This window comes from Variovorax sp. J31P179, from assembly GCF_030316985.1.
Taxonomy (GTDB): Bacteria; Pseudomonadota; Gammaproteobacteria; order Burkholderiales; family Burkholderiaceae_C; genus Variovorax; species Variovorax ginsengisoli_B.
This window is the reverse complement of record NZ_JASZYL010000001.1, coordinates 423790-449929: the sequence shown is the minus strand read 5'-3', so window position 1 is coordinate 449929 and position 26140 is coordinate 423790. Positions and strand designations below refer to the sequence as shown.

The following is a 26140-nucleotide window of genomic DNA, read 5'->3' as shown; positions in this document are numbered from 1 at the left end:
GCGTGTTGCCGTTCAGTTCGGCTGGATGTTGAATCTCTTGACGATCGCGGCGTTGCGCTGGAACAGCGCCTTGCTCTCAGCCAGCATCGCGGGCGTGTCGACGTTCACGTCGGGCTCCAGGCCCAGGTCGATCAGCTTCTGCTGCACGGCAGGGGCTTCCGCCGCCTTCTTGATGGCCGCCTGAAGCTTCGCCAGCACGTCGGCGGGCAGCTTGCTGGACCCGTAGAAGCTGACCTCTCCCGGGAACTGGATCTCCGGATAGCCGAGCTCGGTCATGGTCGGCACGTCGGGGAAATACCTGGACCGGCTTTTCCCGGCAATGGCATAGGGGCGCAGCTTGCCGCCCTTGATCAGGGGCAGCGAAGTCAGGAGGCTGTCGAACATGATGTCGACCTGGCCGCCCAGCAAGTCCTGCAGCGCGGGCGGCGCCCCGGGGTAGCCCACGTGCTGCATGCCCAGTCCAGCCTGTTCGCTCAGGATCAGTCCCGCGTAGTGCGACGACGTGCCGGTACCGAAACTGGCGAAGCTGGTCTGGCCCTTGCGCGTCTTCAGCTGTGCGACAAGACCCTGGAAGTCCTTGGCCGGATTGGTGGCGGCGCTCACCAGCACGCGGCTGGTCTGGGCCACCCTTACGATCGGCACGATGTCCTTCAGCGGGTCGTACGGCACCTTCATCACCAGCGGTGCTTCCACCAGCAGGTTGATCGCGCCCATGGCGATCGTGTCGCCGTCGGGCGCCGCGTGCAGCATGGCGCTGAGTCCGATCGAGCCGGTCGCGCCGGCGCGGTTCTCGACGATCACGGGCCGGCCGATGTCCGCGGAAATCTGCTGGCCGACCACGCGAGCGGCGACGTCGATGGTTCCGCCCGGCGGTGCCGGAACGATCACCTTCAAGGGCTTGTCGCCGATCGCCCAGGCGCTGAGCGCCAGTGACCACCCGATCAACACCATGGCGGGGCGCGCCAATTGCTGCAGTTTCATCTTTGTCTCCAGTTCATCTCGTGTCGGACCGAGGTGCCGACGTGATGAAAGTATCTGGCGCACGGGCGTTTGGTTCTTGCTTATCGGGGACTGAGATTTGCCAATGTGGGTCAAAGTCAGTCGCGCTGCCGTTCTGTGCTGCCAGAAGGCCGCCGGCCCCGCCGAGCCACCTTGTCGGTGGCCTGGCGGGGCCGGTCTGCCCGAATCCCGGGGCGATTCAGTTCAACTGGATGTTGAACTTCTTGACGATGGCCGCGTTGCGTTGGAACAGCGACTTGTCCTCGGCGAGCATCGCCGGCGTGTCGACGCTCACATCGGGCTCCAGGCCCACGTCGAACAGCTTCTGTTGCACCGCCGGCGCATCCGCCGCCTTCTTGATGATCGCCTGCAGCTTCGCCAGCACGTCGGGCGGCAGCTTGCTGGAGCCATAGAAACGGATCTGTCCCTGGAACTGGATCTCCGGATAGCCGAGCTCGGTCATGGTCGGCACCTCGGGGAAATAGCGCGATCGGCTCTTGCCGGAAACGGCATAGAGGCGCAGCTTGCCGCCCTTGATCAGCGGCAAGGATGTCGCCATGCCATCGAACATGATGTCGACCTGGCCGCCGATCACGTCCTGCAGCGCGGGCGGCGAGCCGGGGTAGCCCACGTTCTGCATCCCGAGGTCGGCCTGGTCGCTGAAGATCAGGCCCGAGTAGTGCGAGGTGGTGCCGTTGCCATAGTTGGCGAAGCTGGACTTGCCCTTGCGCGTCTTCAGCTGGGCCAGAAGACCCTGGAAGTCCTTGGCCGGGTAGCTCGCACCCGTCACGAGCGCATAGCTCGTCTTGGCCACTCTGGCGATGCTGACGACGTCCTTCAGCGGGTCGTAAGGCACCTTCATCACCTGCGGCGATTCCACCAGCAAGTTGTTCGGCCCGACCAGGATCGTGTCGCCGTCGGGCGCCGCCTGCAACATGGCATGGAGGCCGATCGACCCGCTGGCGCCGGGGCGGTTCTCGACGATCACCGGCCGGCCGATGTCGACGGAAATCTGTTGTCCGACCACACGGGCGGCGATGTCCGTCGTTCCGCCCGCCGGTGCCGGAACGATGACCTTCAAGGGTTTGTCGCCAAGCGCCCAGGCGCTGAGTGCCAGCGAGCATCCGATCAACACCAGGGCAGGGCGTGCCAATTGCTTCAGTTTCATCTGTGTCTCCGATTCGTCCCCGTGTCGCACGGGAAGGGTATCAATCCCGTCAGTATCTGCCGCACCGACGATTGGTACTTGCTTAATGGGGACGTCAACTTGTCTATTTGGGGCATAGCTGGCGACCCGCTTCCCGTCTGGTGAGCGTCCCGCAAGAATCGCGTCCTCGCATGCATTCACAAGGAGACGCAGCATGACCAAGGCCATTCGCTTTCACGAAACCGGGGGCGCCGACGTCCTGAAATTCGAGGACGTCGAAGTCGGCGAACCCGGACCCGGCCAGGCTCGCGTGCGCCACAGTTTCATCGCCGTCAACTTCGCCGACATCTACTTCCGCACCGGCTTCTACCCGCAGGACCTGCCCAATGGCCTGGGCACCGATGCGGTGGGCGTGGTCGAGGCCGTCGGGGCCGGCGTGACCGACATCCGCGTGGGCGACCGCGTGGGCTACCTGGTCGGACCGCCGGGCGCCTATTCGCAGGCCCGCGTGATGCCTGCGGACGTGCTGATCCCGCTGCCCGACGGCATCTCGGATCGCAGCGCTTCCTCGCTCATCATGAAGGGCATGACCGCCCAGTATCTGTTTCGCCAGGTCCATCCGCTCCAGGGCGGCGAGACGATCCTCTACCACGCCGCCGCCGGTGGCGTGGGCCTGATCGCCTGCCAGTGGGCGCGCGCCATGGGCGTCACCATGATCGGTACCGTCAGCACGGACGAGAAGGCTGCCGCGGCGAAGGCCAACGGCTGCGCCCACACCATCGTGACCTCGCGCGAAGACATCGCCCAACGGGTGCACGAGATCACCGAAGGGAAGGGCGTTCCGGTGGTCTATGACTCGGTCGGCAAGGACACGCTGGAGGCTTCGCTCGCCTGTCTTCAGACGCGCGGAACGCTGGTGAGCAACGGCACCTCGTCGGGCCCGGTGATCCTCAACGTCAAGGTGCTGGGGTCGAAGTCCATCTGGATCACGCGGCCGGCGATGCGCGACTACATCGCGCCGCGCGCCCACATGCTCGACATGGCGCGGGAGCTGTTCGACCATGTGCTCGCCGGGCGCATCGTCAGCGAGCCGAAGCAGAGCTTCGCCCTGGCCGACGCGGCCGAGGCGCACCGCGCGCTCGAAGGACGCAAGACCATCGGCTCCACCGTCCTCGTGCCCTGAGCGCCAGGTGGCCGTGACTGCTGCCGTCGCGGTGGTGTCCCCAAGCAGCAAGTTTCCGTCCCCGAAAGACAAGTGAAGACGCCCACGGCGCCAGATACTGCCCTCGCGAATTCAGGCGATGCCGAGCGCCTGATTCATTTTCCAACGTGATCAAGACACCGAACGGAGACATCTGAGATGGCAGCACCCCAAAGCAAGGTGATCGTGACCTGCGCGGTCACCGGCGCGATTCACACGCCGACCATGTCGCCGTACCTGCCGATCACCGCCGACGAGATCGCCCGGGAGGCGATCGCGGCCGCGGAATCCGGCGCGGCTATCGTCCATCTGCATGCGCGCCATCCCGAGACCGGCCAGCCGTCGCAGGACCCGGCGCTGTTCCGCGCCTTTCTGCCGGTCATCGCCGAGCACTCGGATGTGGTTGTCAATCTCACCACCGGCGGCGCGCCGAACATGCTGGTGGAAGAGCGGCTGCAGCCTGCATTGCAGCTCAAGCCGGAAGTGGCGTCGCTGAACATGGGCTCGATGAATTTCGGCCTGTACCCGATGCTGGGCCGCTACAAGGAATTCAAGCACGACTGGGAGCGCCCCTACCTGGAAGGCTCGGAGGACCGCGTGTTCCGCAACACCTTCCACGAGATCCGCTACATCCTCGAATCCTGCGCCGACAACGGCACGCGCTTCGAGATCGAGTGCTATGACACCAGCCATCTCTACACCGCGGCGCATTTCATCGACCGCGGCATCCTGAAGCCGCCCTTTTTCATCCAGACGGTCTTCGGGCTGCTCGGCGGGATCGGCTCGCACCCGGACGACGTGATGCACATGCGAAGGACGGCGGAGCGCCTGTTCGGCAAGGACTACTACTGGTCGGTGCTCGGCGCCGGCCGCAGCCAGTTCCCGCTCGCCGCCATGGCCGCCTCGATGGGCGGCAACGTCCGGGTCGGACTCGAGGACTCGCTCTGGGATGGGCCGGGCCGGCTGGCGACGAGCAACGCCCAGCAGGTGCAGCGCATCGTCGCGACCCTGCGATCGCTGAACCTGGAGATCGCGACGCCCGCCGACACGCGCGAGATGCTGCAGCTGAAAGGCAGGCATGCGGTCGCCTTCTGATCCGCTGCCTGCGCCCGACCACCCAACCAGGAAACTCGTGATGACTGAACCTGTCGTCTTGATCACCGGCGCCACGGCCGGGATCGGCCGCGCGACCGCGCTCGCATTCGCTCGCGAAGGCGCCCGGCTGGTGTGCTCCGGCCGCAATGCCACGGCCGGCGCCGCGCTGGTGGCCGAACTCCGTGAACTGGGCGTGGAGGCCGAGTTCGTGGCCGCCGACGTCGGCAACGAGGCGCAAGTCAGCGCGCTGGTCGAGCGCACCGTCGCGCGCTTCGGACGGCTCGACGTTGCCGTGAACAGTGCGGGAACGGAAGGAACGCCCGGCTCGATCGTGGACCAGACCGTCGAATCCTATTCGGCGACCTTCGACGCCAATGTGCTGGGGACCTTTCTCGGCATGAAGCACCAGTTGCGCGTGATGCTCCGGCAGCGGCAGGGTGCCGTCGTCAACCTCTCCTCGACGATGGGAAGCCGCGGCAATCCGCAGAACCCGATGTACGCGGCCAGCAAGCACGCGATCGAGGGCCTGACCAAGTCGGCCGCCCTGGAGGCCGGGCGGTCGAACGTGCGGGTGAACGCGGTGGCCCCCGGCCCGATCGACACCGGGATGCTCGAACGCATCGCGGGCGGGGCCGAGAAGATCGCGGCGGTCGCCGCGGCGATCCCGGCCGGTCGCATCGGCACGCCGGAAGAGGTCGCCGACGCCATCGTGTTCCTGGCCTCCGATCGCGCCAGGTACATCTCGGGCCAGATCCTCGCCGTCAACGGGGGCAAGACCGCCATGTAGGTCCCGTTCGAGGACTTGGCTCGAGGGTCCACGACTTTTTTCGCTACCGCATTTTTTCAAGAACCAAAGAGACTGCAATGAAAAGAACCCTGGTCGCCCTGACCGTCCTCGCCGCCGGCGGCGCTTCCGCCCAGTCCTCCGTCACGTTGTTCGGCGTCGTCGACGCCACGGTCAGCGGCTATTCGAACAAGGCCGAGACGCCGTTCGGCGTCGGCGTCACGACCAGCAGCACCGGGCAGAACAGCTCGGGCTACACCGGCAGCCGCGTGGGCTTCCGCGGCACCGAGGACCTCGGCGGCGGTGCCGCGGCCAGCTTCTGGCTCGAGGCCGGGATACTCAACGACACCGGCAACGGCGTCACCCCCAGCGGTGGCCTGGCCTTCAACCGCCGCTCCACGGTCAGCCTGTCGGGCGCCCTGGGCGAGGTCCGCCTCGGCCGGGACTACACGCCCACCTTCTGGAACGACGCCGTGATGGATCCGTTCACCTCCAACGGCGTGGGCATCAACCTGATCGCCACCGCGAGCGGCTTCAACACCCCGGGCCAGGTGGCCAACGGCTTCCAGGGCAATCCCAACTATGTCCGGGCCTCCAACTCGGTGGGCTACTTCCTGCCGCCGAACCTGGGCGGCTTCTACGGCCAGCTCATGTACGCCTTCAACGAGGCGACCAAGTACGACCCCGGCACGCTGACCCCGAACGTGCCCAACAGCCAGCGCGCCGGCCGCTATGTCGGCGGTCGCTTCGGCTACGCCAAAGGCCCGCTGGACGTCGCCGTGGCGGCCGCCCGCAGCACCATCGGGGACCAGTTCTTCCAGGGCACCACAAGCTATCTCGACATCTGGAACCTCGGCGCCACCTACGACTTCGGCGTCGTCAAGCTGTTCGGCGAGTACTCGCACAACAAGACCAAGACCGACTTCTCCGGCATCCCGCCGCTGCCCAATGCCTTCGGTTTCACCAGCCCCGGTGCCAACGGCGCCCTGGTCGGCGCCACCGTGCCGGTCGGACCCGGCCTGATCCGCGCCGTCTACACCCAGGTCAAGTACAACAACGTCACCGCCCTGAACCAGCTCATCCCCGGCCTGTCGCCGGATCCGAAGTCGGAGAAGTTCGCCCTCGGCTACGTGTACAACCTGTCGGCGCGCACGGCCGTGTACGCGACCGCGGCACGCATCGACAACAAGGGCGGCGCCGACCTCACGGTGGGCGGGCCGGCCTTCTACGCGAAACCGATCAATGGCGTCGTGCCGACCGCCAACACCTCCACCGGCTACGACCTCGGCATCCGCCACATCTTCTGAAGCGCCCATGACCGCACTGACCCTGACCGGCTGGCCGGCGCTCGGACGCCAGCTGTTCCCCGGCGTGCTCGCCAGCGCCGTCGTCGCCGCCGCCGCCATGTTCCTGTCGCAGCACTATGGCGCGCCGGTGATGCTCTTCGCACTGCTGCTCGGCATGGCGATGAACTTCCTTTCCGCCGACAGCCCCTGCTCCCCGGGCATCGAGTGGACCGCCCGCCAGGTGCTGCGTATCGGCGTGGCCCTGCTGGGCCTGCGCATCACCACCGGCCAGATCGCGGCCATGGGCTGGCATCCGGTGGTGATGGTGGTGGCCTCGGTGGCGCTCACCATCGGCCTGGGCATCGGGGTCGCCAGGCTGATGGGCTACCGGAGCTTCTTCGGCTTGCTCACGGGCGGCTCGGTCGCGATCTGCGGTGCCTCGGCGGCCATGGTGCTTTCCGCGGCGATGCCGCACCATCCGATGCGCGAACGCGCCACGCTGTTTACCGTGATCGGCGTCAGCGCGCTGTCGACGCTGGCGATGGTGGTCTATCCGATGATCGTGCGCGCCGCGGGCCTCGACCCGGTGCAGGCCGGCATCTTCCTCGGCGCCACGATCCACGACGTGGCCCAGGTGGTGGGTGCCGGCTACGGCATGTCGACCGCCACCGGCGATGCCGCCACCTTCGTGAAGCTGCTGCGCGTCGCGATGCTGCTGCCCGTGATCGCGTTCGCGGGTTTCATGACGCGCGCGCACCAGGGCGGCGCTGTCGATGGCCCGCGCCCGCCGCTGCTGCCTTGGTTCGCCCTGGCCTTCGCGCTGCTGGTCGCCATCAACAGCACGGGCTGGGTGCCCAAGGCCGTCGCCCAGGCGGGCATGGACCTGTCGCAATGGTGCCTCGTCACGTCGATCGCCGCGATCGGCATGAAGACCCAGTTGAAGGAACTCGCCACGGTGGGATGGAAGCCGATCGCCCTGATGGTCGGCGAGACGCTGTTCCTGGCGCTGCTCGTGATGGCCTGGCTGCACTGGGGCGGCGCCGCGCCGGCGTGAGCGCCGACTGCGCGTCTACTCCGGCACCTTCCCGATCGTCTTCGCGGCCCGCAGAAAGTCGAAGTCCACCCCCTGGTCGGCCTGCGTGACGGTCTCCAGGAACAGCTTGCGGTAGCCGCGCCCGGCGGTCGGCGTCACCACCGGCGATGCCTCGGCGCGGCGCGCCAGCTCTTCGTCGGACACCAGCAGGGCGATCTCGCGGGACCGCACGCTCAGGCGAATCCGGTCGCCGTTGCGCACATGGGCCAGCGGGCCGCCGATGGCCGACTCGGGCGTGACGTGCAGCACGATGGTGCCGAAGGCGGTGCCGCTCATGCGGCCATCGGAGATGCGCACGATGTCCTTCACGCCGGCCCGTGCGAGCTTGCGCGGGATCGGGAGGTAGCCCGCCTCGGGCATGCCGGGCGCGCCCCGGGGGCCGATGTTCTTCAGCACCAGCACGTCGTCGGCCGTGACGTCCAGGTCGTCGCTGTCGATGCGTTCGGCCAGGTCCTCGATGTTCTCGAACACGACCGCCCGGCCTTCGTGCTCCATCAGCCGGGCGTCCGCCGCCGACTGCTTGATGATCGCGCCGCCCGGGGCCAGGTTGCCGCGCAGCACCGCGATGCCGCCCTGCGGGTAGATCGGGCGCGCGATGGGCCGCACCACGTCCTGGTCGAAGCCGGGCCCCGAGGCCTCGATCTCCTCGCCGAGCGTGCGGCCGGTCACGGTCAGCGCATCGAGCCGCAGCAGCGGCCTGAGTTCGCGCAGCAGGGTGGCCATGCCGCCGGCGCGATGGAAGTCCTCCATGTAGTGCTGCCCCGACGGCTTCAGGTCCAGCAGCACCGGCGTCTCGCGGCCCATGCGGTCGAGGGCGTCCAGGTCGACGTCCAGGCCCATGCGGCCCGCGATCGCGGTCAGGTGGACGATGCCGTTGGTCGAGCCGCCGATCGCGAGCAGCACGCGCATCGCGTTCTCGAAGGCGGCCGGGGTCAGAACCTTGTCGATCGACAGGCCGTCGCGCGCCATCTGCACGGCCCGGGTGCCGGTCTGTTCGGCCACCCGCATGCGGTCGGCGGTGACCGCCGGCGGCGAGGCGCCGCCCGGCACGGTCATGCCCAGGGCTTCGGCGATGCAGGCCATGGTGCTGGCCGTGCCCATCACGGAACAGGTGCCGACGCTCGCGACCAGCTGGTCGTTGACCTCGCTCACCTCGTCGTCGTCGATCTCGCCGGCGCGGAACCGGCCCCAGTAGCGGCGGCAGTCGGTGCAGGCCCCGACGCGCTCGCCGCGGTGGCTGCCGGTCAGCATCGAGCCCGTGATCAGCTGGATCGACGGGATGCCGGCCGAGGCCGCGCCCATCAGCTGCGCCGGCACGGTCTTGTCGCAGCCGCCGATCAGCACCACGGCGTCCATCGGTTGGGCGCGCACCATCTCCTCGGTGTCCATCGACATGAGGTTGCGCAGGTACATGCTGGTGGGGGCGGCGAAACTCTCGTGGATCGAGATCGTCGGGAATTCCATCGGCAGGCCGCCGGCCAGCATGACGCCGCGCTTGACCGCCTCGAGCAACTGGGGCGCGTTGCCGTGGCAGGGGTTGTAGGCGCTGCCCGTGCTGGCAATGCCCACCACCGGACGGTCGAGTGCGCCGTTGGTGTAGCCCGCGCCCTTGATGAAGGCCTTGCGCAGGAACAGGGAGAAGCCCTGGTCGCCGTAGCTGGTCAGGCCCTTCCTGAGGCCGGTCGGATTCGGGTCCATGGCGCTCGCCTGGGCGACCCTACTCCGGGACGGCGAGGAACTTGTCGACCAGGCCGACCGTCGTCTCGGTGCTTTCCTCCATCAGCCAGTGCCCCGCGTTCGGGACCACCTCCTGCTGCACGTTGGTGGCCGCGTTGCGCATGACCGTCGCCATGTTGGGGCCGAAGGACTTCTCGCCGCCGATGGCCAGCACCGGCATCGGCAGCTTGTTGCGCGAGAACGCGATGTTGTCCGCGACATCCTTGGCCGCGATGGTGTTGAACTGCGCGAAGGACGCCCGCATCGCGCCGGGCTGGGCATAGAGCTTCGTGTAGTGCCGGCGGGTCGCTTCATCGATCTTGGATGGATCGCCGGCGAACTCGTTCCAGAAGCGGTCGAGGTAGATGCGCTCGCGCCCCGCCACCAGCCGCTCCGCATTGGGGCCGCCGAAATTGAAGTGCCACAGCGCGGGCCACAGGATGATCTGGTCCCAGGGCGCGATGCCGGGCACCGGCGCGTCCATCACGACCAGCTTGTCGACCTTGTCCGGATAGCTCGCCGCGTATGCGTAGGCGACCATGGTGCCGATGTCGTGGCCGACCACCGCCGCACGGTCCTGGTTGAAGGCGGTGACGACCGCCCGGATGTCGGCGGCCTGCGACTTCTTGTCGTAGCCGCCGGTCGCCTTGGCCGAGCGCCCCATGCCGCGCAGGTCGGGCACGATGACCAGGTGCGTCTTGGCCAGCTGCCCGGCCAGGGGCCCCCACATGTCGCCCGTGTCGCCGAATCCGTGGATGAGGACGACGGCAGGGCCGGCGCCTCCGGAGCGAACGAAGAGCTTCGTGCCGTCCTGCGCGTCGACCGTGCGGGTCTTGAAGCCGCTCGGCAGCACGGGCTGCGCGGCGGCGGCCTGGCCCAGCGAGAGCCCGGCAACGAGCAGGGCGGCCAGGAAAAACGCATGGCGGATGGTCATGTTCGTGAAGCTCCGGGGGATATGGATGAACACGCCCTAGCCGGCGGCGCCGCCCAGTTGCAGTTTGAGGAACTCGATCGTGCGGGCCCAGGCGAGCTTGGCCGCGGCCGCGTCGTAGCGAGGCGTCGTGTCGTTGTTGAAGCCGTGCTGCGTGCCCGGATACTGGAAGTCGCTGACGCTGACGCCGGCGGCCTTGAGCGCCGCTTCGTAGGCCGGCCATGCCGCATTGATGCGCTCGTCGACGGCGGCCCGGTGCACGAGCAGCGGCGCCTTGACCTTGGCGGCTTCGGCCGGCGCCGGCACGTTGCCATAGAACGGCACGCCGGCGTTCAGGTCGGGCATGCGCGTGCTCAGCACGTGGACGATGCCGCCGCCGTAGCAGAAGCCGACCGCGCCGAGCTTCCCGGTGGCATCCGGGCGCGCCTTGAGCCAGCTGGCGGCGGCCACGAAATCCTCCCGCGCATGGGCCTGGTCCAGCTTGGCGAAGGCGTCGCGGGCCTTGTCTTCGTCGCCGGGGTAGCCGCCCAGCGGGGACAGCGCGTCGGGCGCGAAGGCCATGAAGCCGTCCAGCGCCAGGCGCCGCGCGATGTCCTCGATGTGCGGGTTGAGGCCGCGGTTCTCGTGAATCACCAGCACGGCGGGAAGGCGGGTGGCGCCGGCGGCGGCGGGTCGCGCCAGGTAGCCCCTCACGGTGCCGCTGCCGGCGGGGGAGGGATAGTCGACGCGCTCGGTCCTGAGCTTCGGGTCGCTCGGCGGCACCTGCTGGCCGGCCGCGAAATCGGGGCTCAGCGCGGCGAGCAGCCCGGCGGCGGTGACGCCTGCCTTGGCGAACTTCTGCGCCTGCCCGAGGAAGCCCCTTCGGTCCAGGTGGCCATGGACATAGGCATCGAAAAGAATGAGCAAGTCCTGGTCGAAGTCCTGGGCTGTGAGGCGTGGCGGCATCGGTGCTCCTTGGAAAAAGATCCCGGAGCATAAGCTGCAAATCCGAACGGCGTGCGACGGCCTTCGCGCGGGGTCTGGACGCCGCCCGCAGGTGGGCGTAACGTGCGGCGCGACAGACATCGGCGCCGGCGCCTCGACGGCGCGTCCAAGGAGGGCGCACATGGACCACAGCAGCCACGGCATCATCGAAGGCCCTGCGCTCACGGGTGAATTGCCCCGGACCACCGTGCCGGCGTTGGTTCGCCGGCGCTTGCGCGAAAGGCCCGAGGCGGTCGCGCTGGTGGACGCCGCCAGCGGCCGCGAACTGACCTCCGGCGCGCTGGACCACGCGATCGGCCGCTTCGCGGCGGGCCTGGCGGCCCAGGGCTTCAAGCCCGGCGACGTGTTGCTGCTGTTCGCGCCGAACTCGCCGGAGTGGCCGATCGCCGCGCTCGGCGCCATGGCCGCCGGCGGCGTGGTGAGCGGCGCCAACCCGATGTATGGCGCGGCCGACCTGGCGCACCAGATGCGCGACGCCAACGCGCGCTTCGTATTCACCCTGCCGACCCTGCTGCCCACCGTGCGCGAAGCCGCAGCCTTGGCCGGCGGGGCCACCGTGGTGGTGCTGGGCGAAGCCGCGGGCGCGCTGGCCTTCGCGTCGCTGATGGCCTGCACCGATCCCGAACCGGCGCCGGACATCGACCCCGACGCGCTGGCCGCGCTGCCCTATTCGTCGGGCACCACCGGCATGGCCAAGGGCGTGATGCTGACGCACGCCACCATCGTCGCCAACGTGAGCCAGTACCTGCAGGCCTATGCGCACCCGCCGGACAAGGTGTTGCTGGCTTTCCTGCCGATGTTTCACATCTTCGGCTTCACCATCATCACGCTGTGCGGACTGGTCGCCGGCTGCCGCTTGGTGACCGTGCCGCGCTTCGAGCCTCAATCCTTCCTCAAGGCGATCGCCACCTACCGCGTGTCGCGCCTCGCCGTGGTGCCGCCGGTGATGCACTTCCTCGGACTGCACCCGATGGTGGACGACTTCGACCTGTCGTCGCTCGAAGTGATCGGCAGCGGCGCGGCACCGCTCGGCGCCGCGCTGGAACACAAGGTCGCCGAACGCCTGAAGTGCAAGGTGCTGCAGGGCTACGGCATGACCGAGTCCTCGGGTTGCGTGACCGTGAGCCACCCGGACCGGATCCACGCCGGCACCAGCGGCCAGATCCTGCCCGGGACGCAGGCGCGCGTGGTCGACCCGGCGACGGGCGCCGACGTGGCGCGCGGCCAGTCCGGCGAGCTGTGGTTCCGAGGCCCGCAGGCCTTCAAGGGCTACCTGAATCAGCCGGAAGCCACCGCGGCGACCCTCACCGACGACGGCTGGGTCCGAACCGGCGACCTCGTCACCATCGATGCCGACGGCTACCTCACCGTCACCGACCGGCTCAAGGAGCTCATCAAGGTGAAGGGCTTCCAGGTGGCCCCGGCAGAGCTGGAGGCCCTGCTGTACACGCATCCGCAGGTGGCCGACGCCGCGGTGATCGGTCGGCCTGACGACCGTGCCGGCGAGATGCCGGTGGCCTACGTCGTGGCGCGCGGCGCCCTGGCCGCCGCGGATATCAAGGCCTGGGTCGCCGAGCGGGTGGTGGCCTACAAGCAACTCGGCGACGTGGTGCTGTGCGAGGCCGTACCGAAGACCCCGGCCGGCAAGATCCTGCGCCGCGTGCTGCGCCAGCAGGACGCCGTGCGCATGCGCGACTGACCGTGCCCGTCAGGCGAAGCGACGCCTCCCCGCGCGGTGGCCGATGGTCTAGCATGCGTGACCGTTGTGAGCTCTCACTGTCACCCCACGGAGGTTCTTCGATGCCAAATTCCGACAACCGTCGCTGGGCGGCCCCCGCCATGGCCCTGCTGGTGCTGGTCATCGCAGCCCTGCTGGCCTGGATCGCCTACCAGCAGGGGCTGTTCAGCCGCCAGGACCAGCTTTTCGTCGAGGTCCCCGACGCGGCCGGAATGAGCGAGGGCATGCCGGTGACGACCCGCGGCCTGGTGATCGGCAGCGTGCGCAGCATCCTGCTGGCCTCGTCGGCGCCGTCCGGCGACCAGGGCGTCAGGGTCGAGCTCGGCATCGGACGCGACTACATGGCGGAGTTTCCGAAGGGCACCCGGGCCAGGCTGGTCCAGGACAACGCGCTCGGCAAGCCGGCGATCGAGCTGGTGGCCCCGCGCGGCGGTCGTGCGCAACCGGTGGCCTCCGGCGAGGTGCTGGCGTTCGAGCGGCCCCGGGTGCCCGGCCAGCTGGCGCAGGACATGCAGGCCGCGCTGATGCCGGCGATCGCCGATGCGCGCAAGCTGACCGAGAGCCTGACCGATCCGGAGGGCCCGTTCCAGCAGACCCTGAAGGCCGGCCAGGAGGCGGCGTCGAAGATCCCGGCCATCGCCGAGAAGGCCGGCGAGGTGCTGCAGCAGGCGCAGCAGGCCGTGAAGACGGTCGAGAGCGGCGCGGCGACGACGCTGAACAAGGCCAACCAGACCCTCGGGGTCGTGGCCGACGCCGCGCCTTCCGTGATCGAGAAGGTGCAGCAGGCGGCGGCCACTTCGCAACAGGCCAGCGCCGAGGTGCATGCGATGGCGGCGCAGGCCGCCGAAAGACTGCCCGGCGTGCTCGACCAGGTCCAGGCGGCGGCGACGCAGACCAACCAGATGGTCAGCGACGCGCGCCAGACCTGGCCGATCAGCTGGCTGACCGGTACCGCCACCACGCCGCAGTCGCTGCCGATCGACAGCATCGGCGGCCTGCCGCTGCCGGGGGACGCGCAATGAGTCGCGCACCGGCGCGGGCCGCCGTCGTCGTGTGCGTCGTGGCGGCCGGCCTGTTGGCGGCCTGCTCGACGCCGCCCGTGCGCTCGACGGCGCAGATCCGGGCCCAGGGCTTCAACACCCAGGGCATGGACCGCTACAAGGCCGGCGACCTGCCGCATGCGCTGACCTATTTCGAGCAGGCGCTCCAGCTCGCGCAGTCGATCGAGGACGACGATGCGATCGCCGTCGCCCGGCTCAACCTGTCGATGGTCTATCTGGGCATGGGGCGCCAGGACGAGGCGCTGAAGCAGCTGGACGGGGTGCTGGACGAGCCCCGGCTCGCGTTCAGCAACGACCGCCGCGCCGAGGCCGCCTTGCGCCGGGCGATGGCGGTCCAGGCCGGCGACCGCGCCGGCGCCGCGCAAGCACTCGATCGCGCCGACGCGCTCTGCGGCAGCCGATGCGCCGTCAGGGGCAAGATCCTCAACCTGAAGGCCTATCTGGCGCTGACCTCGGGGCGCCCCGAGGAAGGCTTGCGCTTCGCCCAGCAGGCCCACGGCGCCTTGGCCAAGGACGACGCGCTCGAGCGCGCCAACGCCCTGCGCCTGCAGGGCAGCGCCTGCATCGCCCTGAAGACGCCCGCCGCGGCCGTGGCGCCGCTCGAGGAGGCCCTGAAGCTGGACAAGGCGGCCGGGGCGAGCGAGAAGATCTACCAGGACCTGCTGCTGCTGGGCCAGGCGTCGGCCGACAGGCCGGAGCTCGCCAGGGACTACTGGAGCCGGGCCCACGACGTGGCACTGGCGGCCGACAACAAGGCGGGTGCCGAGCGCACCGCGAAGCTGCTGGCTTCGGCGCCGCGCTAGGTCGCCGGGCTGGCGCTCCCTGATCCATGGATTTCCCAGAAAATACCTAAAATGGCCAAATCGGTTAAAACGGGTATTTCGGAGATCCAACGGAGCTTCTCATGTCCATCACGCGCGATTCGCGTCCAGAGGCCATCGATCGTTTCACGCGCGGCTTGCCAGCCGTCTCGGCCACCCATCTGGTCTCGGGGATGCAGAAGGTCACCAGCGCCGTCATGACGCACGGCGCGGTGGTCGTCACCCGCCACGACGAGCCGGCCATGGTGCTGATGTCGATCGATCGCTATCTCGCGCTCGAACAGGCGGCCGAACCCGATCTGGATGCGCTCACCCGCCAGTTCGACGACATGTTCGCCCGGATGCAGGGCGACGCAGCCGCCGAGGCGATGGGAGACGCATTCGCGATGTCCCCGGCCGAACTGGGCAAGGCGGCCGTCCGCGCGGCAGGCGGCAAGTCCGCCAAGAGGTGATCCCGCGCTGATGGTCGCGCGCATCTTCGTTCTCGCAGGCGTCAACGGCGCCGGCAAGAGCAGCATCGGCGGCGCGGCGCTCCAGGCGCGCAAGGTCCCCTGCTTCAACCCCGACCTCGCGGCGCGCACGCTGCTGGACACCAACCCCTCGCTCACACAGGAAACGGCCAACGCGCAGGCCTGGGAAATGGGCCGCTCCGGTCTCGAACGCGCGCTGGCCGAGGGCCTCAACTTCGCTTTCGAGACCACGCTGGGCGCGCGGACGCTGCCGGACATGCTGCTCGCCGGCGCACGCCAGGGCGCGCAGGTCCATGTCTGGTACGCGGGCCTCGATTCACCCGAGAAGCACATCGCGCGCGTGAACGAACGCGTGATCGCCGGCGGCCACGACATCCCCGAAGACAAGATCCGCGCGCGCTACGTGAGCAGCCGCGCGAACCTCGTCCGCCTGCTGCCGCACCTGGCCAGCCTGCGCGTGTACGACAACGGCATCGACGGCGATCCGAAGGCCGGCATCAAGCCGCAACCCGTGCTGGTGCTGCACATGGAGGGCGGCCAGATCGTCTCGCACATCGCGCTCGACCAGGTGCCGCAATGGGCCAAGCCGGTGGTGGCGGCCGCACTGGCCCTCAGGGCATCACCTGCCCGCCGTTGACCTCGATGATCTGGCCGGTGACGTAGCCGCTGGCCTGCGCGTCCGCGAGGAACATGAAGGCGCCGACGCATTCCTCGGCGGTGCCCAGGCGCCCCATGGGGATCGCGCTGGCGAAGTTCTTCAGCACCTCGGGGCTCGAATGGCCGTCATGGAACGGCGTCTCGATCACGCCCGGCGCCACCGCGTTGACGCGGATGCCGTCCTTCACCAGTTCCTTGGCCATGGTGCGCGTGATCGTGGAGACGAATCCCTTGCAGGCCGCGTAGAGCCCCGCGCCCGGCCCGCCGCCGGTGCGCGCCGCCTGGGTGGTCACGTTGATGATGGCGCCGCCGCCGCCCGCCGACATCAGCGGGATCACCCGCCGGCTCACCGCCACGACCGAGCGCGCGTTGAGACAGAACACCGCGTCGATGTAGTCGTCGTCCGCATCGACGATCGGCGAGCGCTTGACGAAGCCGCCGGCGTTGTTGACCAGGATGTCGATGCGGCCGAAGGCCTCGTGCACCGCCTGCACCATGCGGTCGACCGCTTTCGTGTCCATCACGTCGGCCTGCACCAGCAGCGCCTCGCCGCCGGCCGACCGGATGTCGCGCGCCACGGCTTCGGCCTCCGCCCGGCTGCCGCGGTAGTGCACCGCCACGCGGGCGCCGGCCTTGCCCATGGCGCGTGCCACGGCCGCGCCGATGCCGGTGCTGGCGCCGGTGATGAGGACGGCCTTGTTCTTCAGATCGTTCATGGTGAAGCTCTTTCAGGGGTTGAAGGAAACGCCACCACGGCGGGCATCTTCAGAGCGTCGCGGCGATGGCTTCCAGTTGGGTGAGTCGCCGGGCCATGCGGCCGACGAAGTTCTGCGTGACGTGCGGCAGCACGCGCTGCGTGGGCACCACGATGCCCACCTTCATTCCGTTGAGCGCCTCCAGTTCGAAGGGCCGCCAGAGCAGTTCCCCGCGCTTGAGTTCCTCGATGAAGGCGATCTTGGAGAAGCAGGAAATGCCCTTGCCGCCCATGATCAGGCGCTTGAGCAAGGGCGTTGAATTGCAGGTGGCGGCCGGCTCCATGTCGTCCCAGAAGCTGGCGAACTCGGGGGACGACGCGGCGCTGATCACCGGATGCGAGCTGGAGCGCAGGAAGGGAAACTTCGCGCATTCCTTGAGCGACACGGTATCGAAGCTGGCCAGCGGATGCCCCGGCGGCATCACGATGCCGATCGGCAGGTGCGCCACGTTCATGGCCCGCACGCCGCCCGGCAGCCGTCCCAGGAAGGTCAGCCCGACGTCGGCCTGCCCGGCCATGACCATCTGGGCCACCTCCATGGGCTGAGTGGAGGTGATGGTGTAGGTCACCGCGGGGAAGATCTGGAGGAACTCCTCCACCGCAGAGGGCAGCAGTTCCTCGAAAAAAGAATCCATCGCCGCCACCTTGACGTGGCCGGTGCGCTCGCCCTTGAGCGCGTCCAGCTCGGTGCGCATCACCTGGAACTGGTGCAGCGTTTCCTGCGCATGCTTGAGCAGCCGCTCGCCGGCCGGGTTCAGGCGCAGGCCGTTGGGCATGCGGTCGAACAACTCGACGCCCAGCTCGTCCTCCAGCTTGTGGATCTGCCGGTTCACCGCGCTGGCGGCCACGTAGAGCCGCTCGGACGCCTTGCGCACCGAGCCGCACTGCGCCACCTCGATGAAGTACTTCAGGACGCTGGCATGCATCAGCCGGCCCTCCTGCCCTGCTGCGCACTACGCCATCGCTCCGACGGATGGCAGCGCCCTGGCGATGCCGGGGTGGTCGCAGGCGCTCGCCCGGCCGTCCGCGCCGCCGGGCGAACCCAGGCCGCTGACCGCGTCGCCGAAGTACTCGCGGTTGATGGCCGTGAAATGCGCGAGCCCGGGCGGCAGCCGAGACTCCTCGTAGATGGCCTGCACGGGACAGGCCGACACGCAAACGCCGCAGTCGATGCATTCATCCGGATGAATGTACAGAGTCCGGGCGCCTTCGTAGATGCAATCGACCGGGCAGCAGGGAACGCAGGCGCCGTCCTTGCAGTCGATGCAGGCGGTGGTGATGACATGGGCCATGGTGTCGTCCCTTCGCGTCCGGCCTCAGCGCCCCTGCCAGCGCGGCTTGCGCTTCTGCTGGAAGGCCAGCACGCCTTCGCTGGAGTCTTCCGACTGCAACGCGGCGACCAGCGCGGGCAGGCGCATGCCGTGGGCTTGGGCGGGCGACAACTGGCCGGTCTGGCGCACCACCTGCTTGATGGCGCGCAGCGACAGCGGCGCGCAGGCCAGCAGTTGCTGCACCCAGCGCTCGACCGCGGTGTCGAGCTCGACGCGCGGCACGACTTCGTTGACGAGGCCCATGTCCAGCGCCTGGCGCGCCTTGACTCTCTGGCCGGTCAGCATCATCCCCATCGCCTGGCGATACGGGATCTGGCGCTGCAGCAGCAGCATGCCGCCATCCAGAGGCAGGCGACCGACCAACGGCTCGGGCAGCCCGAAGCTGGCTTCCTCGCAGGCGACGACCAGGTCGCAGCCGAGCACCATCTCGAAGCCGCCGCCGAGCGCGAAGCCGTTGACCCGCGCGATCACCGGCACATCGAGCGTCTCGCGCAGCGCAATGCCGCCGAAGCCGCCGGGGCGGCTGGCCGCCCAGTACTCGACGCCCTTGAGGTTGCTGGTGTTCTTCAGGTCGGCGCCGGCGCTGAAGGAACGCTCGCCCGCGCCGGTCAGCACCACCACGCGCACGTCGTCGCGTCGCTCGATGTCGTCCCAGATGCGGATGAGTTCGGCTTCGGTCGGCAGGTCGACCGCGTTGAGCACGTCGGGCCGGTCGATGGTGACGCGGGCGACGTGCTCCCGCACTTCGTAGACGACGCTCATTGCGCCACCTCGCTCAGTGCGCGTGCTTCGTCCAGCACTTCGTCCGTGTGCTCGCCGAGGCGCGGCGGGGCACGGCGCAGGCCGGTGGTCGCGCCCGACATCTGGATCGGGCTCGCGATGAACCGCAGCGGACGGCCGCCGGGCGCACCACCGTCGAGGATCATCTCGTTGTGAAGGGTCTGCGGATCGACCAGCGCCTCGCGCATGTCGCGCACCGGCGCCGACAGCAGGTCCTGGGCCTCGAGCCGCGCCAGCCAGTGCTCGCGGGTGTTGCTCGCGAAGCGCTCGCGGAAGATCGCGTGCAGCTCGGCCTTGTGCTTGAACTGGCCCTGCAGGTCGCCGAAGCGCGGGTCGAGCGACAAGTCATCGATCTCCAGCGCCGCGCAGATGTCGCGCAGAGGATTGGCCTTGAAGGCCCCCACCAGCACCAGCGCGCCGTTCTGCGCCTGGAAGACGCCCGACAGCGGCATCGCCGCCCAGTTCACTTCGGAGTCCTCCATCATGATCATCGCGGCCTCCTGCATCTGCATGGCGAGCATCGAGTTGTAGAGCGACACCGAGACCTTCTGCCCTTCGCCGGTGCGCTCGCGCTGCAGCAGCGCGAAGAGAATGCCCTGCACCATGTGCATGCCGGCGGTGTAGTCGGCCAGCGCAGTGGGATAGATCGACACCGGCACCGACGCATCGGCACGGCGGGCCATCACACCGGTCAGCGCCTGCGCGAGCACGTCCTGGCCGCCCTTGTGCGCATACGGCCCGCTCTCGCCGAAGCCGGTGCCGACCGCGTAGATGATGCGCGGGTTCAGGCGCTTGCAGTCGTCGTAGCCCAGGCCCAGGCGCTCCATCACGCCGGCGCGGAAGTTGTTGGTGACCACGTCGGCATCGGCGATGAGCGCCTTGACCAGTTCCACCTGCGCCGGGTCGCGCAGGTCGATCTCGCAGCTTCGCTTGTTGCGGTTGAGGCTGCAGAAGATCGGGTTGTCATGCCCCGCTACCGGCGCGAAGGTGGAGCGGCTCAGGTCGCCCGCTCCCTTGCGCTCGATCTTGATCACGTCCGCGCCATGGTCCGCCAGCATCTGCGTGCAGACCGGGCCCATCATCACCTGGGTGAAGTCGATCACCCGGATACCTGCCAGCGGCAGCGACTTCGTCGTGTGTGTCATGCGGCCTCCGCGAAGGAACGGGCGATCTCGGGCACATCGGCATTCGGACCCTTCTGGTCGCCCGGGTCGGCGCCCTGCGCGCGCAGCGTGCGCTGCAGCTTGGCGACGTCGACCTTGCGCACCGCCACGCCGGCATCGAGCGCCAATGCGGCAGCGGTGCCGGCGGCTTCGCCCATCGCCATGCAGGGCGGGATTTCGCGCGAGATCTTCTGTGCCGCCGAGGTCGACGAGTAGTGGCGGCCCGCCACCAGCAGGTTCTCGACGCTGCGCGGCACCAGCGAGCGATACGGGTAGTAGTAGTCGCGGCCGCGCGCCACGCTGTCTTCGAAGCGCAGGCGCTGCGTCACGTCGTCTTTGCTCATCACGTACTCGCCTTCGAGCAGGCGGGTCTGGCGCACGCCGGTCTGCGGCGCGAGATCGATCAGGTAGCAGTCGGCAAAGCCCGGCAGCTTCGCGCGGATGAACTCGATCACCTTGTGGATGGTGGCGCGGCCCTGCACTTCGGCGCGCGTCAGGTCGGCCACCTTGAGGCCGTCCAGCCCCGCCATGTGCGGGCAGTTGCACCACACCACGCCCGGCAGCGGGGTCTTGAGCCACCAGCTGTCCCAGGCACCGCCCAGCAGGTGCTTGACCTCGCGGTCGATCGCCTGGAAGGCGGCCGGCTCCTCGTGCTCGAAGCGCTCGGCTTCCTCGGTGTCGACGCCGCCGAGGCGGAACACCGTGGTCACGATGTAGGCGCCGCTGACGTGCGGCGCGCCGGCCGAGGCGGCCACGTCGAGGTCGCCGGTGGCGTCGATCACGACCTTGCCCAGGATCGCCTCGCGCCCGCTCTTGCTTTCGCAGATGACGCCCTTGACCTGGCCGTCCTCCACCAGCGTGCGGGAGAACCACGAATGCAGGCGCAGGTTCACATTGGCCTGCAGCACCATCTCGAGCGAGGCGCGCTTGAAGGCGTCCGGGTCGAAGGCGGCCGCGAAGCAGATCGGATGCGGCTTCTCCTTGCTGTGGAAGTCGAAGGTGCCCCAGCGCTTCCAGCGGCGGACGGACTCGGGGAGGCTCCCCCAGTCCTTCTGCTTCGGGTATTCGGCCAGGCCGCGCTCGGCCATGCGCTCGATCATCTCCAGGCAGATGCCGCGCACCGAGATCTCCTGCAGATGGCTGTCCCACATGTCGTCCAGCACCAGCACCATGCCGCCGGAAGCGAGGCCGCCGAGGTGGTTGTAGCGCTCCAGCAGGGTCACGCTGGCGCCGTTGCGCGCAGCCGCCAGGGCTGCCGCCTGGCCGGCGGGGCCGCCGCCGACCACCACCACGTCCGATTCGGCTGCGACACGAACATCGTGCGCGCTCTCATGCATCCAATCGCCAATACGGCTCATCACTATCTCCTTGATTGATGGGGGAACGGAGCGGCGCGCAGCGCGCCGTGCTCCTGGGGGTTCAGTGGCTGCCTTCGGGCTGCCAGCGGATGACGAGACGCTCGGCCACGGTCACGAGCAGGAAGAAGAGACCCGACAAGGTCGCGCTCATCACGATCGCGGCGTAGAGCAGCGGCGAGTCGAAGTTGAAGGTGGCCTGCAGGATCATGGCGCCGATGCCCACGGTGGCGCCGACCCACTCGCCCACCACCGCGCCGATCACGCTCATCGAGGCGGCGATGCGCAGCGCCGAGAACAGGTACGGCAGCGAATTGAGCAGGCGCAGCCGGAAGAAGATCTCGGTCTTGCTGGCCGACAGCACGCGCATCAGCTCCATGGCCTGCGGGTTCACCGACTCCAGCCCGCGCACCATGTTGACCAGCGTCGGGAAGAAGCACACCAGCGCCGCGATCGTGATCTTGGGCTCCATGCCGTTGCCCATGATCAGCACCAGCACCGGGGCCTTCGCGACCAGCGGGATGGCGTTGAACATCAGCACCACCGGGAAGAAGATGTCCTGCAGCGTCTTGTTGTGCACGAACACCGTCGCGATGGCGATGGCGGCAAGGTTGCCCAGCAGGAAGCCGCCGGCCGCTTCCAGCGCGGTGGGGATCAGGTTGTCGAGCAGCACCGCGCGCTTGGCGTAGAGCGTCTCGAGCACCGCCCAGGGCGAGGGCGCGATGAAGGGCTTGACGTCGAAGACGACGATCACCGCCCACCACAGGGCGATGAGCCCGCCGATGCCCAGCGCAGGGAGGATGCGCCGTCGCCAGAGCTTGCGGCGCCGCGCGGCGGCCCAGGCGGCGTGTTCGGGATCGGCGGCCACGGAAGCGCGCACCGTCACGGGGGTTTCGAGGGAACTGGTGGTCATGTCGGCGGCCTTCAGCAGGTTTCCAGCACGCGGCGCAGATGGCCGGTGAGCTGCACGAATTCGGGTGTCTCGCGGATGTCCAGGGTGCGGTCTTCCGGCAGGTTGACCGGCACGATCTCGCGCACCCGCCCGGGGTTGGCGGCCAGCATCAGCACGCGCTGGCCGAGGAAGGCCGCCTCGTGGATGCTGTGGGTGACGAACAGGATGGTCACGCCGGTCTCCTTCCAGACGCAGCGGATCTCCTCGTTGAGCCGGTCGCGCGTGATCTCGTCGAGCGCACCGAAAGGCTCGTCCATCAGCAGGATCTTCGGATCGCTCGCCAGCGCCCGTGCGATGGAGACGCGCTGGCGCTGACCGCCGGACATCTCGTGCGGCCAGGCGTTGGCGCGGTCCTTGAGGCCGACGAGGTCGAGCAGTTCCTGCGGCGACCGGCGGCCCTTGCGGCCGGCGCCGCCGCCCACCTGCAGCGGCAGCTGCACGTTCTGCAGCGCGGTGCGCCAGGGCAGCAGTGCCGCGTCCTGGAACACGAAGCCGATGTCGCGGCGCTGGCGCGCCTGCTCGGGCGTGGCGCCGAGCACGCTGACGCTGCCGCGGCTGGGCGCCAGCAGGTCGGCCACCACGCGCAGCAGCGTGGACTTGCCGCAGCCCGAGGGCCCGAGCAGCGTCAGGAACTCGCCCTGCGCCACTTCCAGGTCGAGCGACTTAATCGCGGTGACGTCGCGCCGCTCGGTGAAGAAGCGCATACCGACATCGCGGCACGAGATCGCGGGTGCGTCGTTGAACACGGCAGCCATGGCTCAGGCCTTCACGCGGGCTTCGACCGTGCCCTTGAGCGCGCCGAGCCAGATGACGTCGTCGACCTTGGGCGTGCGGGCCGTGAACTGGCCCAGCTCGGCGTAGGTCGTGATCTGCGACTGCCAGACCGCCGGGTCCATCGTGCCCCAGCCCTGGGACTGCGCGGCGCCGCCCAGTGCGTATTCGAGCATCACGTCGATGGCCGCGCGCTCGTCCTCGCGCTTGAGGTTGGGGTATTCCTTCACCAGCAGGTCCACCGCCTGATCGCGGTTGGCCTTGGCATGCTGCCAGCCGCGCGACGTGGCGCGCACGAAGGCCTCCAGCACCTTGGGCTGGGTCTCGATGGTCTTGGTGGTGGCGTAGTAGGGCAGTGCATAGAGCTGCACGCCCCCGTCCCACAGCGTGAGGTCGACACGGTCCGGACCCAGCGCCTTGAGCGCGGTGGTGCTGGTGAGCCAGCCGGTGACCACGTCGACCTGTCCGGTCAGGAGCGGCGCCATGTCCGAGCCGACGGTGACCACGGTCACGTCCTTCTCCGCGATCTTGTTCTTGGCGAGCAGCGCACGCAGCAGGATGCCGGCGGTGGACGGAATGCCCACCTTCTTGCCCACCAGGTCCGCGGGCTTGCGCACCGGGTTCTTCGCCAGCGAGAAGAAGGTGAAGGGGTGTTTTTGCGCGCCGACCGCGAAGCACTTGATCGGCAGGCCCTGCGACACGGCCAGCATCACCGAGGGGCTCGATGACACCTGGCCGACTTCGTAGCGGCCGGAGGCGACGATCGCCACGCCGTCGATGTTGGGACCGCCGGGCTGGATCGCGAATTCGATGCCTTCCTGCTCGTAGAAGCCCAGGCGCTTGGCCACCACCTCGCCGACCTGGTTGACGCTGGGGATCCAGCCGAGCTGCATGTTGATGCGCGTCTTGCCCTGGGCCAGCGCGTCGATCGAGAGAAAGCCCCCGGCCGCCAAGCCGCCAGCGGCAAGCGAGGTCTTGAGCAGGCGGCGGCGTGCGGGATCGCAAGAGTGATTCATGACGGAGTTCCTGGTGTGTGGATTCGGGTCGTCTGCCGTGTGGCGTGACCGGAATTTAGGAGCTGCGGGCGATCTCGCAAAGCACCGTTTTTAGAGACGGGCGATCTAAAAATTAGCGCCGGTAGAAACCCTGAAGGCAGGGCGCGCGCGCCCCTCTTCGGATGAAGCGAAGGTCTCCAGGGGGGTGGGAGAACCGCGATGGCGGCCCGAGCGGATGCCCCCGGGGCTCAGCCGAGGTTCTGGAGTTCCCTGCGGGCGGCCTGGTAGCTGCTGGAGCTGATCGACAGCGCCGGCTGCAGCGTGAAGAAGAAGGCGGCGCCGTGGTCCTTGCGGCCCTCGGCCCAGATGCGGCCGCCGTGGCGCTCGACGATGCGCTTCGCGGTCGTGAGCCCGATGCCGTGTCCTTCGAACGACGCGGCATTCGAAAGCCGATGGAAGGGCTTGAACAAACTGCGCGCGTCCGCCGGGTCGAAGCCCGGCCCGTTGTCGCGCACGCAGAAGGTGGTTTCGTTCAGCCCCGTGTGGGCCCCGACCGTGACCACGGGGTGCGGACAGTCTCGCGTGAATTTCCAGGCGTTGCCGACGAGGCTGGCCAGCACCACCTGCAGCAATTGGGCATCCGCCGTCGTGTACATCTGCGCCTGGATGCGGAATTCGACCGTGCGCCCCGGATCCGCGGCTTGCTGTGCCCGCGCGGCGGCATGGGCCAGCGACGAGAGGTCGAGGTCCTCGCGCTTGATCGGCTTGTCCCGCGCCAGTGCGAGCGCGCGCAGGTCCTTGGCGAGCGCCTCCATCCTGATCGTCGACGCGAGGACATCCCGCCGGGCGTCGGTCGGCGCATCCGTGGCCGCCGTGCCGACGCCGGTCTGCAGCAGGCCCCGCAGATGGCTGAGCGGCTCGCTCACGCTCTGCGAGAGCGCCACGGAAAAACGCTCGATGGTCTGCGCTTCCTCGCGCAGCTCACGCTCCCTGGTGGCGTGGTCCATCGTGATCATGCGCAGCTGCCGGCGTTGCCGGTGCCAGGCCAGCCACGCCCCGCCGCAGAGCAGCGCGAGCAGGCTCAGGCTGGAGGCGGTCCAGACCATGCGTTCGCGCGCGACGTCGCGCCAGGCCGCCAGCACCTGGTCGCGCGGAAATCCCACCAGCATCACCGCATCGAGGTCGTCGAGCTGACGGTAGCTGAGGATCCGCGTGATGCCGTCGATCGGGCTAGCCGCTTCGTAGGTGCCCGTGCCTTCGGAGAACGAACGCCCGCCGGGCAGCTTGAAGCCGACCGCGCGCTCGACGAAGGGATAGCGAAAGATGATCTCTCCGTTGCGCCCGATGATCGAGAGGCTCGCCTCTCGCAGGTTCTCCATCTGCTCGTAGAGCTCGCGCATGTGCGAGAGGTTGATCGCCACCGACACGACGCCGAGCATCTTTCCCTCGGGCGACGCGATGATGCGGGAAATGGGCAGGATCCAGCCGCCGGTCAGCTCGGAGTAGTGGGCCCGGCCGACGCGGACACGGAGTTCCGTCGGGTGCTGGAAGTGATAAGCGATGGTGGGGCGGTCGAGCAGCGAGCGGCCTTCGTGGGTTTCCGGAAAACCGGCGCTCGCCACCACCTTGCCGTCGGCATCGACCACGAACATCGCCTGCGTGCCGACCTCGTCGCCGGCCTCCCGCTGAAGCTCGGCGCGCAGCGCCGCGGCGGGCAGCTGGCGCGGGCCGCCGCGCTCCTGGATCGACTCGGTGATGGCGTTCAGGCTGGAAATCGCGCTGCGGGCGACGGCGGAGAGCTGCTCGGAGAGGCTCAGTGCCTCGAGCTGCGTCTCCCGGTGCGCGCGCTCGATGACCGCGTCGCGCAGGGGCAGCGTGGACCACCAGGCGACCAGGGTCAGCAGCAGGATGGCAGCGATGACGGCCAGACCTGTCAGGAGGCGGAGGACTGCGGAGCGGGACGGCATGGCCGGCGGGTTTCTGGCGGAGCGATCCCGCGATTGTCGACGCCGCCGCCGCCGATCGGCGGGTTGCCGGACGCGAGTTCGCGCGTTGC

The 26140-nt window shown here is 68.8% G+C and carries 25 protein-coding genes; 10 read left to right on the top strand and 15 right to left on the bottom strand.

Translation table 11 applies throughout. The annotated features are described in order from the left end of the window. Positions 1 to 12: 12 nt before the first annotated feature. Entirely contained in the window at positions 13 to 981 is a 969-nt protein-coding gene (locus QTI17_RS02185; RefSeq protein ID WP_286530738.1) for a Bug family tripartite tricarboxylate transporter substrate binding protein, read from the bottom strand. A 217-nt stretch (positions 982 to 1198) separates the two neighbouring features. Then, positions 1199 to 2167 (bottom strand): Bug family tripartite tricarboxylate transporter substrate binding protein, encoded by a 969-nt coding sequence (locus tag QTI17_RS02180; protein WP_286530737.1) that lies wholly within the window; start codon positions 2165 to 2167, stop codon positions 1199 to 1201. Positions 2168 to 2360: 193 nt separating this feature from the next. On the opposite strand from QTI17_RS02180, the gene QTI17_RS02175 reads away from it, so the two are divergent. The 5 genes from QTI17_RS02175 (at position 2361) to QTI17_RS02155 (ending at position 7566) form a co-directional block, all read left to right on the top strand. Beyond that, complete coding sequence (locus tag QTI17_RS02175) at positions 2361 to 3329, top strand: quinone oxidoreductase family protein (protein ID WP_286530736.1); 969 nt, start codon at positions 2361 to 2363, stop codon at positions 3327 to 3329. 177 nt (positions 3330 to 3506) lie between these two features. After that, complete coding sequence (gene kce / locus QTI17_RS02170; protein WP_286530735.1) at positions 3507 to 4442, top strand: 3,5-dioxohexanoate:acetyl-CoA acetone transferase; 936 nt, start codon at positions 3507 to 3509, stop codon at positions 4440 to 4442. Between the two features lie 40 nt (positions 4443 to 4482). After that, positions 4483 to 5229 (top strand): SDR family NAD(P)-dependent oxidoreductase, encoded by a 747-nt coding sequence (locus QTI17_RS02165; RefSeq protein WP_286530733.1) that lies wholly within the window; start codon positions 4483 to 4485, stop codon positions 5227 to 5229. A gap of 77 nt (positions 5230 to 5306) precedes the next feature. Next, a complete protein-coding gene (locus tag QTI17_RS02160; protein WP_286530732.1) occupies positions 5307 to 6533 on the top strand; it encodes a porin in 1227 nt (408 codons plus the stop codon). Between the two features lie 7 nt (positions 6534 to 6540). Beyond that, the gene (locus QTI17_RS02155) at positions 6541 to 7566 is read left to right on the top strand and encodes a YeiH family protein (RefSeq protein ID WP_286530731.1); all 1026 of its coding nucleotides are present in this window, start codon (positions 6541 to 6543) and stop codon (positions 7564 to 7566) included. Between the two features lie 15 nt (positions 7567 to 7581). On the opposite strand, the gene QTI17_RS02150 is transcribed toward QTI17_RS02155, so the two are convergent. The 3 genes from QTI17_RS02150 to QTI17_RS02140 are packed head-to-tail and all read right to left on the bottom strand — an operon-like array spanning position 7582 to position 11197. Next, entirely contained in the window at positions 7582 to 9303 is a 1722-nt protein-coding gene (locus QTI17_RS02150; protein ID WP_286530730.1) for an IlvD/Edd family dehydratase, read from the bottom strand. Between the two features lie 19 nt (positions 9304 to 9322). Beyond that, positions 9323 to 10249, bottom strand: coding sequence for an alpha/beta fold hydrolase (locus QTI17_RS02145; protein ID WP_503011016.1), 927 nt, complete (start codon positions 10247 to 10249; stop codon positions 9323 to 9325). Between the two features lie 42 nt (positions 10250 to 10291). After that, on the bottom strand, positions 10292 to 11197 hold the full coding sequence (locus QTI17_RS02140; protein ID WP_286530728.1) for a dienelactone hydrolase family protein: 906 nt from the start codon (positions 11195 to 11197) through the stop codon (positions 10292 to 10294). 160 nt (positions 11198 to 11357) lie between these two features. On the opposite strand from QTI17_RS02140, the gene QTI17_RS02135 reads away from it, so the two are divergent. The 5 genes from QTI17_RS02135 to QTI17_RS02115 all read left to right on the top strand — a co-directional run bounded on the left by QTI17_RS02135 (position 11358) and on the right by QTI17_RS02115 (position 15963). After that, positions 11358 to 12935: an AMP-binding protein gene (locus QTI17_RS02135; protein WP_286530727.1), complete on the top strand. Its 1578-nt coding sequence runs from the start codon at positions 11358 to 11360 to the stop codon at positions 12933 to 12935. A 101-nt stretch (positions 12936 to 13036) separates the two neighbouring features. Beyond that, complete coding sequence (locus tag QTI17_RS02130; protein WP_286530726.1) at positions 13037 to 13996, top strand: MlaD family protein; 960 nt, start codon at positions 13037 to 13039, stop codon at positions 13994 to 13996. After that, positions 13993 to 14838 (top strand): tetratricopeptide repeat protein, encoded by an 846-nt coding sequence (locus tag QTI17_RS02125; protein ID WP_286530725.1) that lies wholly within the window; start codon positions 13993 to 13995, stop codon positions 14836 to 14838. Before QTI17_RS02130 ends, QTI17_RS02125 begins: the two co-directional genes overlap by 4 nt. A 101-nt stretch (positions 14839 to 14939) precedes the next feature. Then, positions 14940 to 15308, top strand: coding sequence for a type II toxin-antitoxin system Phd/YefM family antitoxin (locus QTI17_RS02120; RefSeq protein WP_286530724.1), 369 nt, complete (start codon positions 14940 to 14942; stop codon positions 15306 to 15308). 10 nt (positions 15309 to 15318) lie between these two features. Then, positions 15319 to 15963, top strand: coding sequence for an ATPase (locus QTI17_RS02115; protein ID WP_286530723.1), 645 nt, complete (start codon positions 15319 to 15321; stop codon positions 15961 to 15963). Here the strand turns inward: QTI17_RS02115 and QTI17_RS02110 are convergent. The 10 genes from QTI17_RS02110 to QTI17_RS02065 form a co-directional block, all read right to left on the bottom strand. Continuing rightward, positions 15938 to 16699, bottom strand: a complete 762-nt coding sequence (locus QTI17_RS02110; protein WP_286530722.1) for an SDR family NAD(P)-dependent oxidoreductase — start codon at positions 16697 to 16699, stop codon at positions 15938 to 15940. The genes QTI17_RS02115 and QTI17_RS02110 overlap by 26 nt on opposite strands. A 49-nt stretch (positions 16700 to 16748) precedes the next feature. Continuing rightward, entirely contained in the window at positions 16749 to 17663 is a 915-nt protein-coding gene (locus QTI17_RS02105; RefSeq protein ID WP_286530721.1) for a LysR family transcriptional regulator, read from the bottom strand. 27 nt (positions 17664 to 17690) lie between these two features. Then, positions 17691 to 18029: a 4Fe-4S dicluster domain-containing protein gene (locus tag QTI17_RS02100; protein ID WP_286530720.1), complete on the bottom strand. Its 339-nt coding sequence runs from the start codon at positions 18027 to 18029 to the stop codon at positions 17691 to 17693. 24 nt (positions 18030 to 18053) lie between these two features. Further along, positions 18054 to 18830: an enoyl-CoA hydratase-related protein gene (locus QTI17_RS02095; protein ID WP_286530719.1), complete on the bottom strand. Its 777-nt coding sequence runs from the start codon at positions 18828 to 18830 to the stop codon at positions 18054 to 18056. Beyond that, positions 18827 to 19993, bottom strand: coding sequence for a CaiB/BaiF CoA transferase family protein (locus QTI17_RS02090; RefSeq protein ID WP_286530718.1), 1167 nt, complete (start codon positions 19991 to 19993; stop codon positions 18827 to 18829). Before QTI17_RS02090 ends, QTI17_RS02095 begins: the two co-directional genes overlap by 4 nt. Then, entirely contained in the window at positions 19990 to 21369 is a 1380-nt protein-coding gene (locus tag QTI17_RS02085) for an FAD-dependent oxidoreductase (RefSeq protein WP_286530717.1), read from the bottom strand. The genes QTI17_RS02090 and QTI17_RS02085 overlap by 4 nt, the downstream gene beginning before the upstream one ends. Positions 21370 to 21430: 61 nt before the next feature. Continuing rightward, positions 21431 to 22279 (bottom strand): ABC transporter permease, encoded by an 849-nt coding sequence (locus tag QTI17_RS02080; RefSeq protein ID WP_286530716.1) that lies wholly within the window; start codon positions 22277 to 22279, stop codon positions 21431 to 21433. Positions 22280 to 22290: 11 nt separating this feature from the next. Next, the gene (locus QTI17_RS02075) at positions 22291 to 23073 is read right to left on the bottom strand and encodes an ABC transporter ATP-binding protein (protein ID WP_286530715.1); all 783 of its coding nucleotides are present in this window, start codon (positions 23071 to 23073) and stop codon (positions 22291 to 22293) included. A 3-nt stretch (positions 23074 to 23076) separates the two neighbouring features. Beyond that, positions 23077 to 24105, bottom strand: a complete 1029-nt coding sequence (locus QTI17_RS02070; protein WP_286530714.1) for an ABC transporter substrate-binding protein — start codon at positions 24103 to 24105, stop codon at positions 23077 to 23079. Positions 24106 to 24332: 227 nt separating this feature from the next. Then, positions 24333 to 26051 carry a sensor histidine kinase gene (locus tag QTI17_RS02065; protein ID WP_286530713.1) on the bottom strand — a complete coding sequence of 573 codons (1719 nt, stop codon included), beginning with the start codon at positions 26049 to 26051 and terminating at the stop codon, positions 24333 to 24335. Between the last annotated feature and the right edge of the window lie 89 nt (positions 26052 to 26140).

Excerpts from the sequence above, each read along its gene's own strand:
- QTI17_RS02185 (WP_286530738.1), bottom strand. The coding sequence starts at position 981 with ATGAAACTGCAGCAATTGGCGCGCCCCGCCATGGTGTTGATCGGGTGG.
- QTI17_RS02180 (WP_286530737.1), bottom strand. The coding sequence starts at position 2,167 with ATGAAACTGAAGCAATTGGCACGCCCTGCCCTGGTGTTGATCGGATGC.
- QTI17_RS02175 (WP_286530736.1), top strand. The coding sequence starts at position 2,361 with ATGACCAAGGCCATTCGCTTTCACGAAACCGGGGGCGCCGACGTCCTG.
- kce (WP_286530735.1), top strand. The coding sequence starts at position 3,507 with ATGGCAGCACCCCAAAGCAAGGTGATCGTGACCTGCGCGGTCACCGGC.
- QTI17_RS02165 (WP_286530733.1), top strand. The coding sequence starts at position 4,483 with ATGACTGAACCTGTCGTCTTGATCACCGGCGCCACGGCCGGGATCGGC.
- QTI17_RS02160 (WP_286530732.1), top strand. The coding sequence starts at position 5,307 with ATGAAAAGAACCCTGGTCGCCCTGACCGTCCTCGCCGCCGGCGGCGCT.
- QTI17_RS02155 (WP_286530731.1), top strand. The coding sequence starts at position 6,541 with ATGACCGCACTGACCCTGACCGGCTGGCCGGCGCTCGGACGCCAGCTG.
- QTI17_RS02150 (WP_286530730.1), bottom strand. The coding sequence starts at position 9,303 with ATGGACCCGAATCCGACCGGCCTCAGGAAGGGCCTGACCAGCTACGGC.
- QTI17_RS02140 (WP_286530728.1), bottom strand. The coding sequence starts at position 11,197 with ATGCCGCCACGCCTCACAGCCCAGGACTTCGACCAGGACTTGCTCATT.
- QTI17_RS02135 (WP_286530727.1), top strand. The coding sequence starts at position 11,358 with ATGGACCACAGCAGCCACGGCATCATCGAAGGCCCTGCGCTCACGGGT.
- QTI17_RS02130 (WP_286530726.1), top strand. The coding sequence starts at position 13,037 with ATGCCAAATTCCGACAACCGTCGCTGGGCGGCCCCCGCCATGGCCCTG.
- QTI17_RS02125 (WP_286530725.1), top strand. The coding sequence starts at position 13,993 with ATGAGTCGCGCACCGGCGCGGGCCGCCGTCGTCGTGTGCGTCGTGGCG.
- QTI17_RS02120 (WP_286530724.1), top strand. The coding sequence starts at position 14,940 with ATGTCCATCACGCGCGATTCGCGTCCAGAGGCCATCGATCGTTTCACG.
- QTI17_RS02115 (WP_286530723.1), top strand. The coding sequence starts at position 15,319 with ATGGTCGCGCGCATCTTCGTTCTCGCAGGCGTCAACGGCGCCGGCAAG.
- QTI17_RS02110 (WP_286530722.1), bottom strand. The coding sequence starts at position 16,699 with ATGAACGATCTGAAGAACAAGGCCGTCCTCATCACCGGCGCCAGCACC.
- QTI17_RS02105 (WP_286530721.1), bottom strand. The coding sequence starts at position 17,663 with ATGCATGCCAGCGTCCTGAAGTACTTCATCGAGGTGGCGCAGTGCGGC.
- QTI17_RS02100 (WP_286530720.1), bottom strand. The coding sequence starts at position 18,029 with ATGGCCCATGTCATCACCACCGCCTGCATCGACTGCAAGGACGGCGCC.
- QTI17_RS02095 (WP_286530719.1), bottom strand. The coding sequence starts at position 18,830 with ATGAGCGTCGTCTACGAAGTGCGGGAGCACGTCGCCCGCGTCACCATC.
- QTI17_RS02090 (WP_286530718.1), bottom strand. The coding sequence starts at position 19,993 with ATGACACACACGACGAAGTCGCTGCCGCTGGCAGGTATCCGGGTGATC.
- QTI17_RS02085 (WP_286530717.1), bottom strand. The coding sequence starts at position 21,369 with ATGAGCCGTATTGGCGATTGGATGCATGAGAGCGCGCACGATGTTCGT.
- QTI17_RS02080 (WP_286530716.1), bottom strand. The coding sequence starts at position 22,279 with ATGACCACCAGTTCCCTCGAAACCCCCGTGACGGTGCGCGCTTCCGTG.
- QTI17_RS02075 (WP_286530715.1), bottom strand. The coding sequence starts at position 23,073 with ATGGCTGCCGTGTTCAACGACGCACCCGCGATCTCGTGCCGCGATGTC.
- QTI17_RS02070 (WP_286530714.1), bottom strand. The coding sequence starts at position 24,105 with ATGAATCACTCTTGCGATCCCGCACGCCGCCGCCTGCTCAAGACCTCG.
- QTI17_RS02065 (WP_286530713.1), bottom strand. The coding sequence starts at position 26,051 with ATGCCGTCCCGCTCCGCAGTCCTCCGCCTCCTGACAGGTCTGGCCGTC.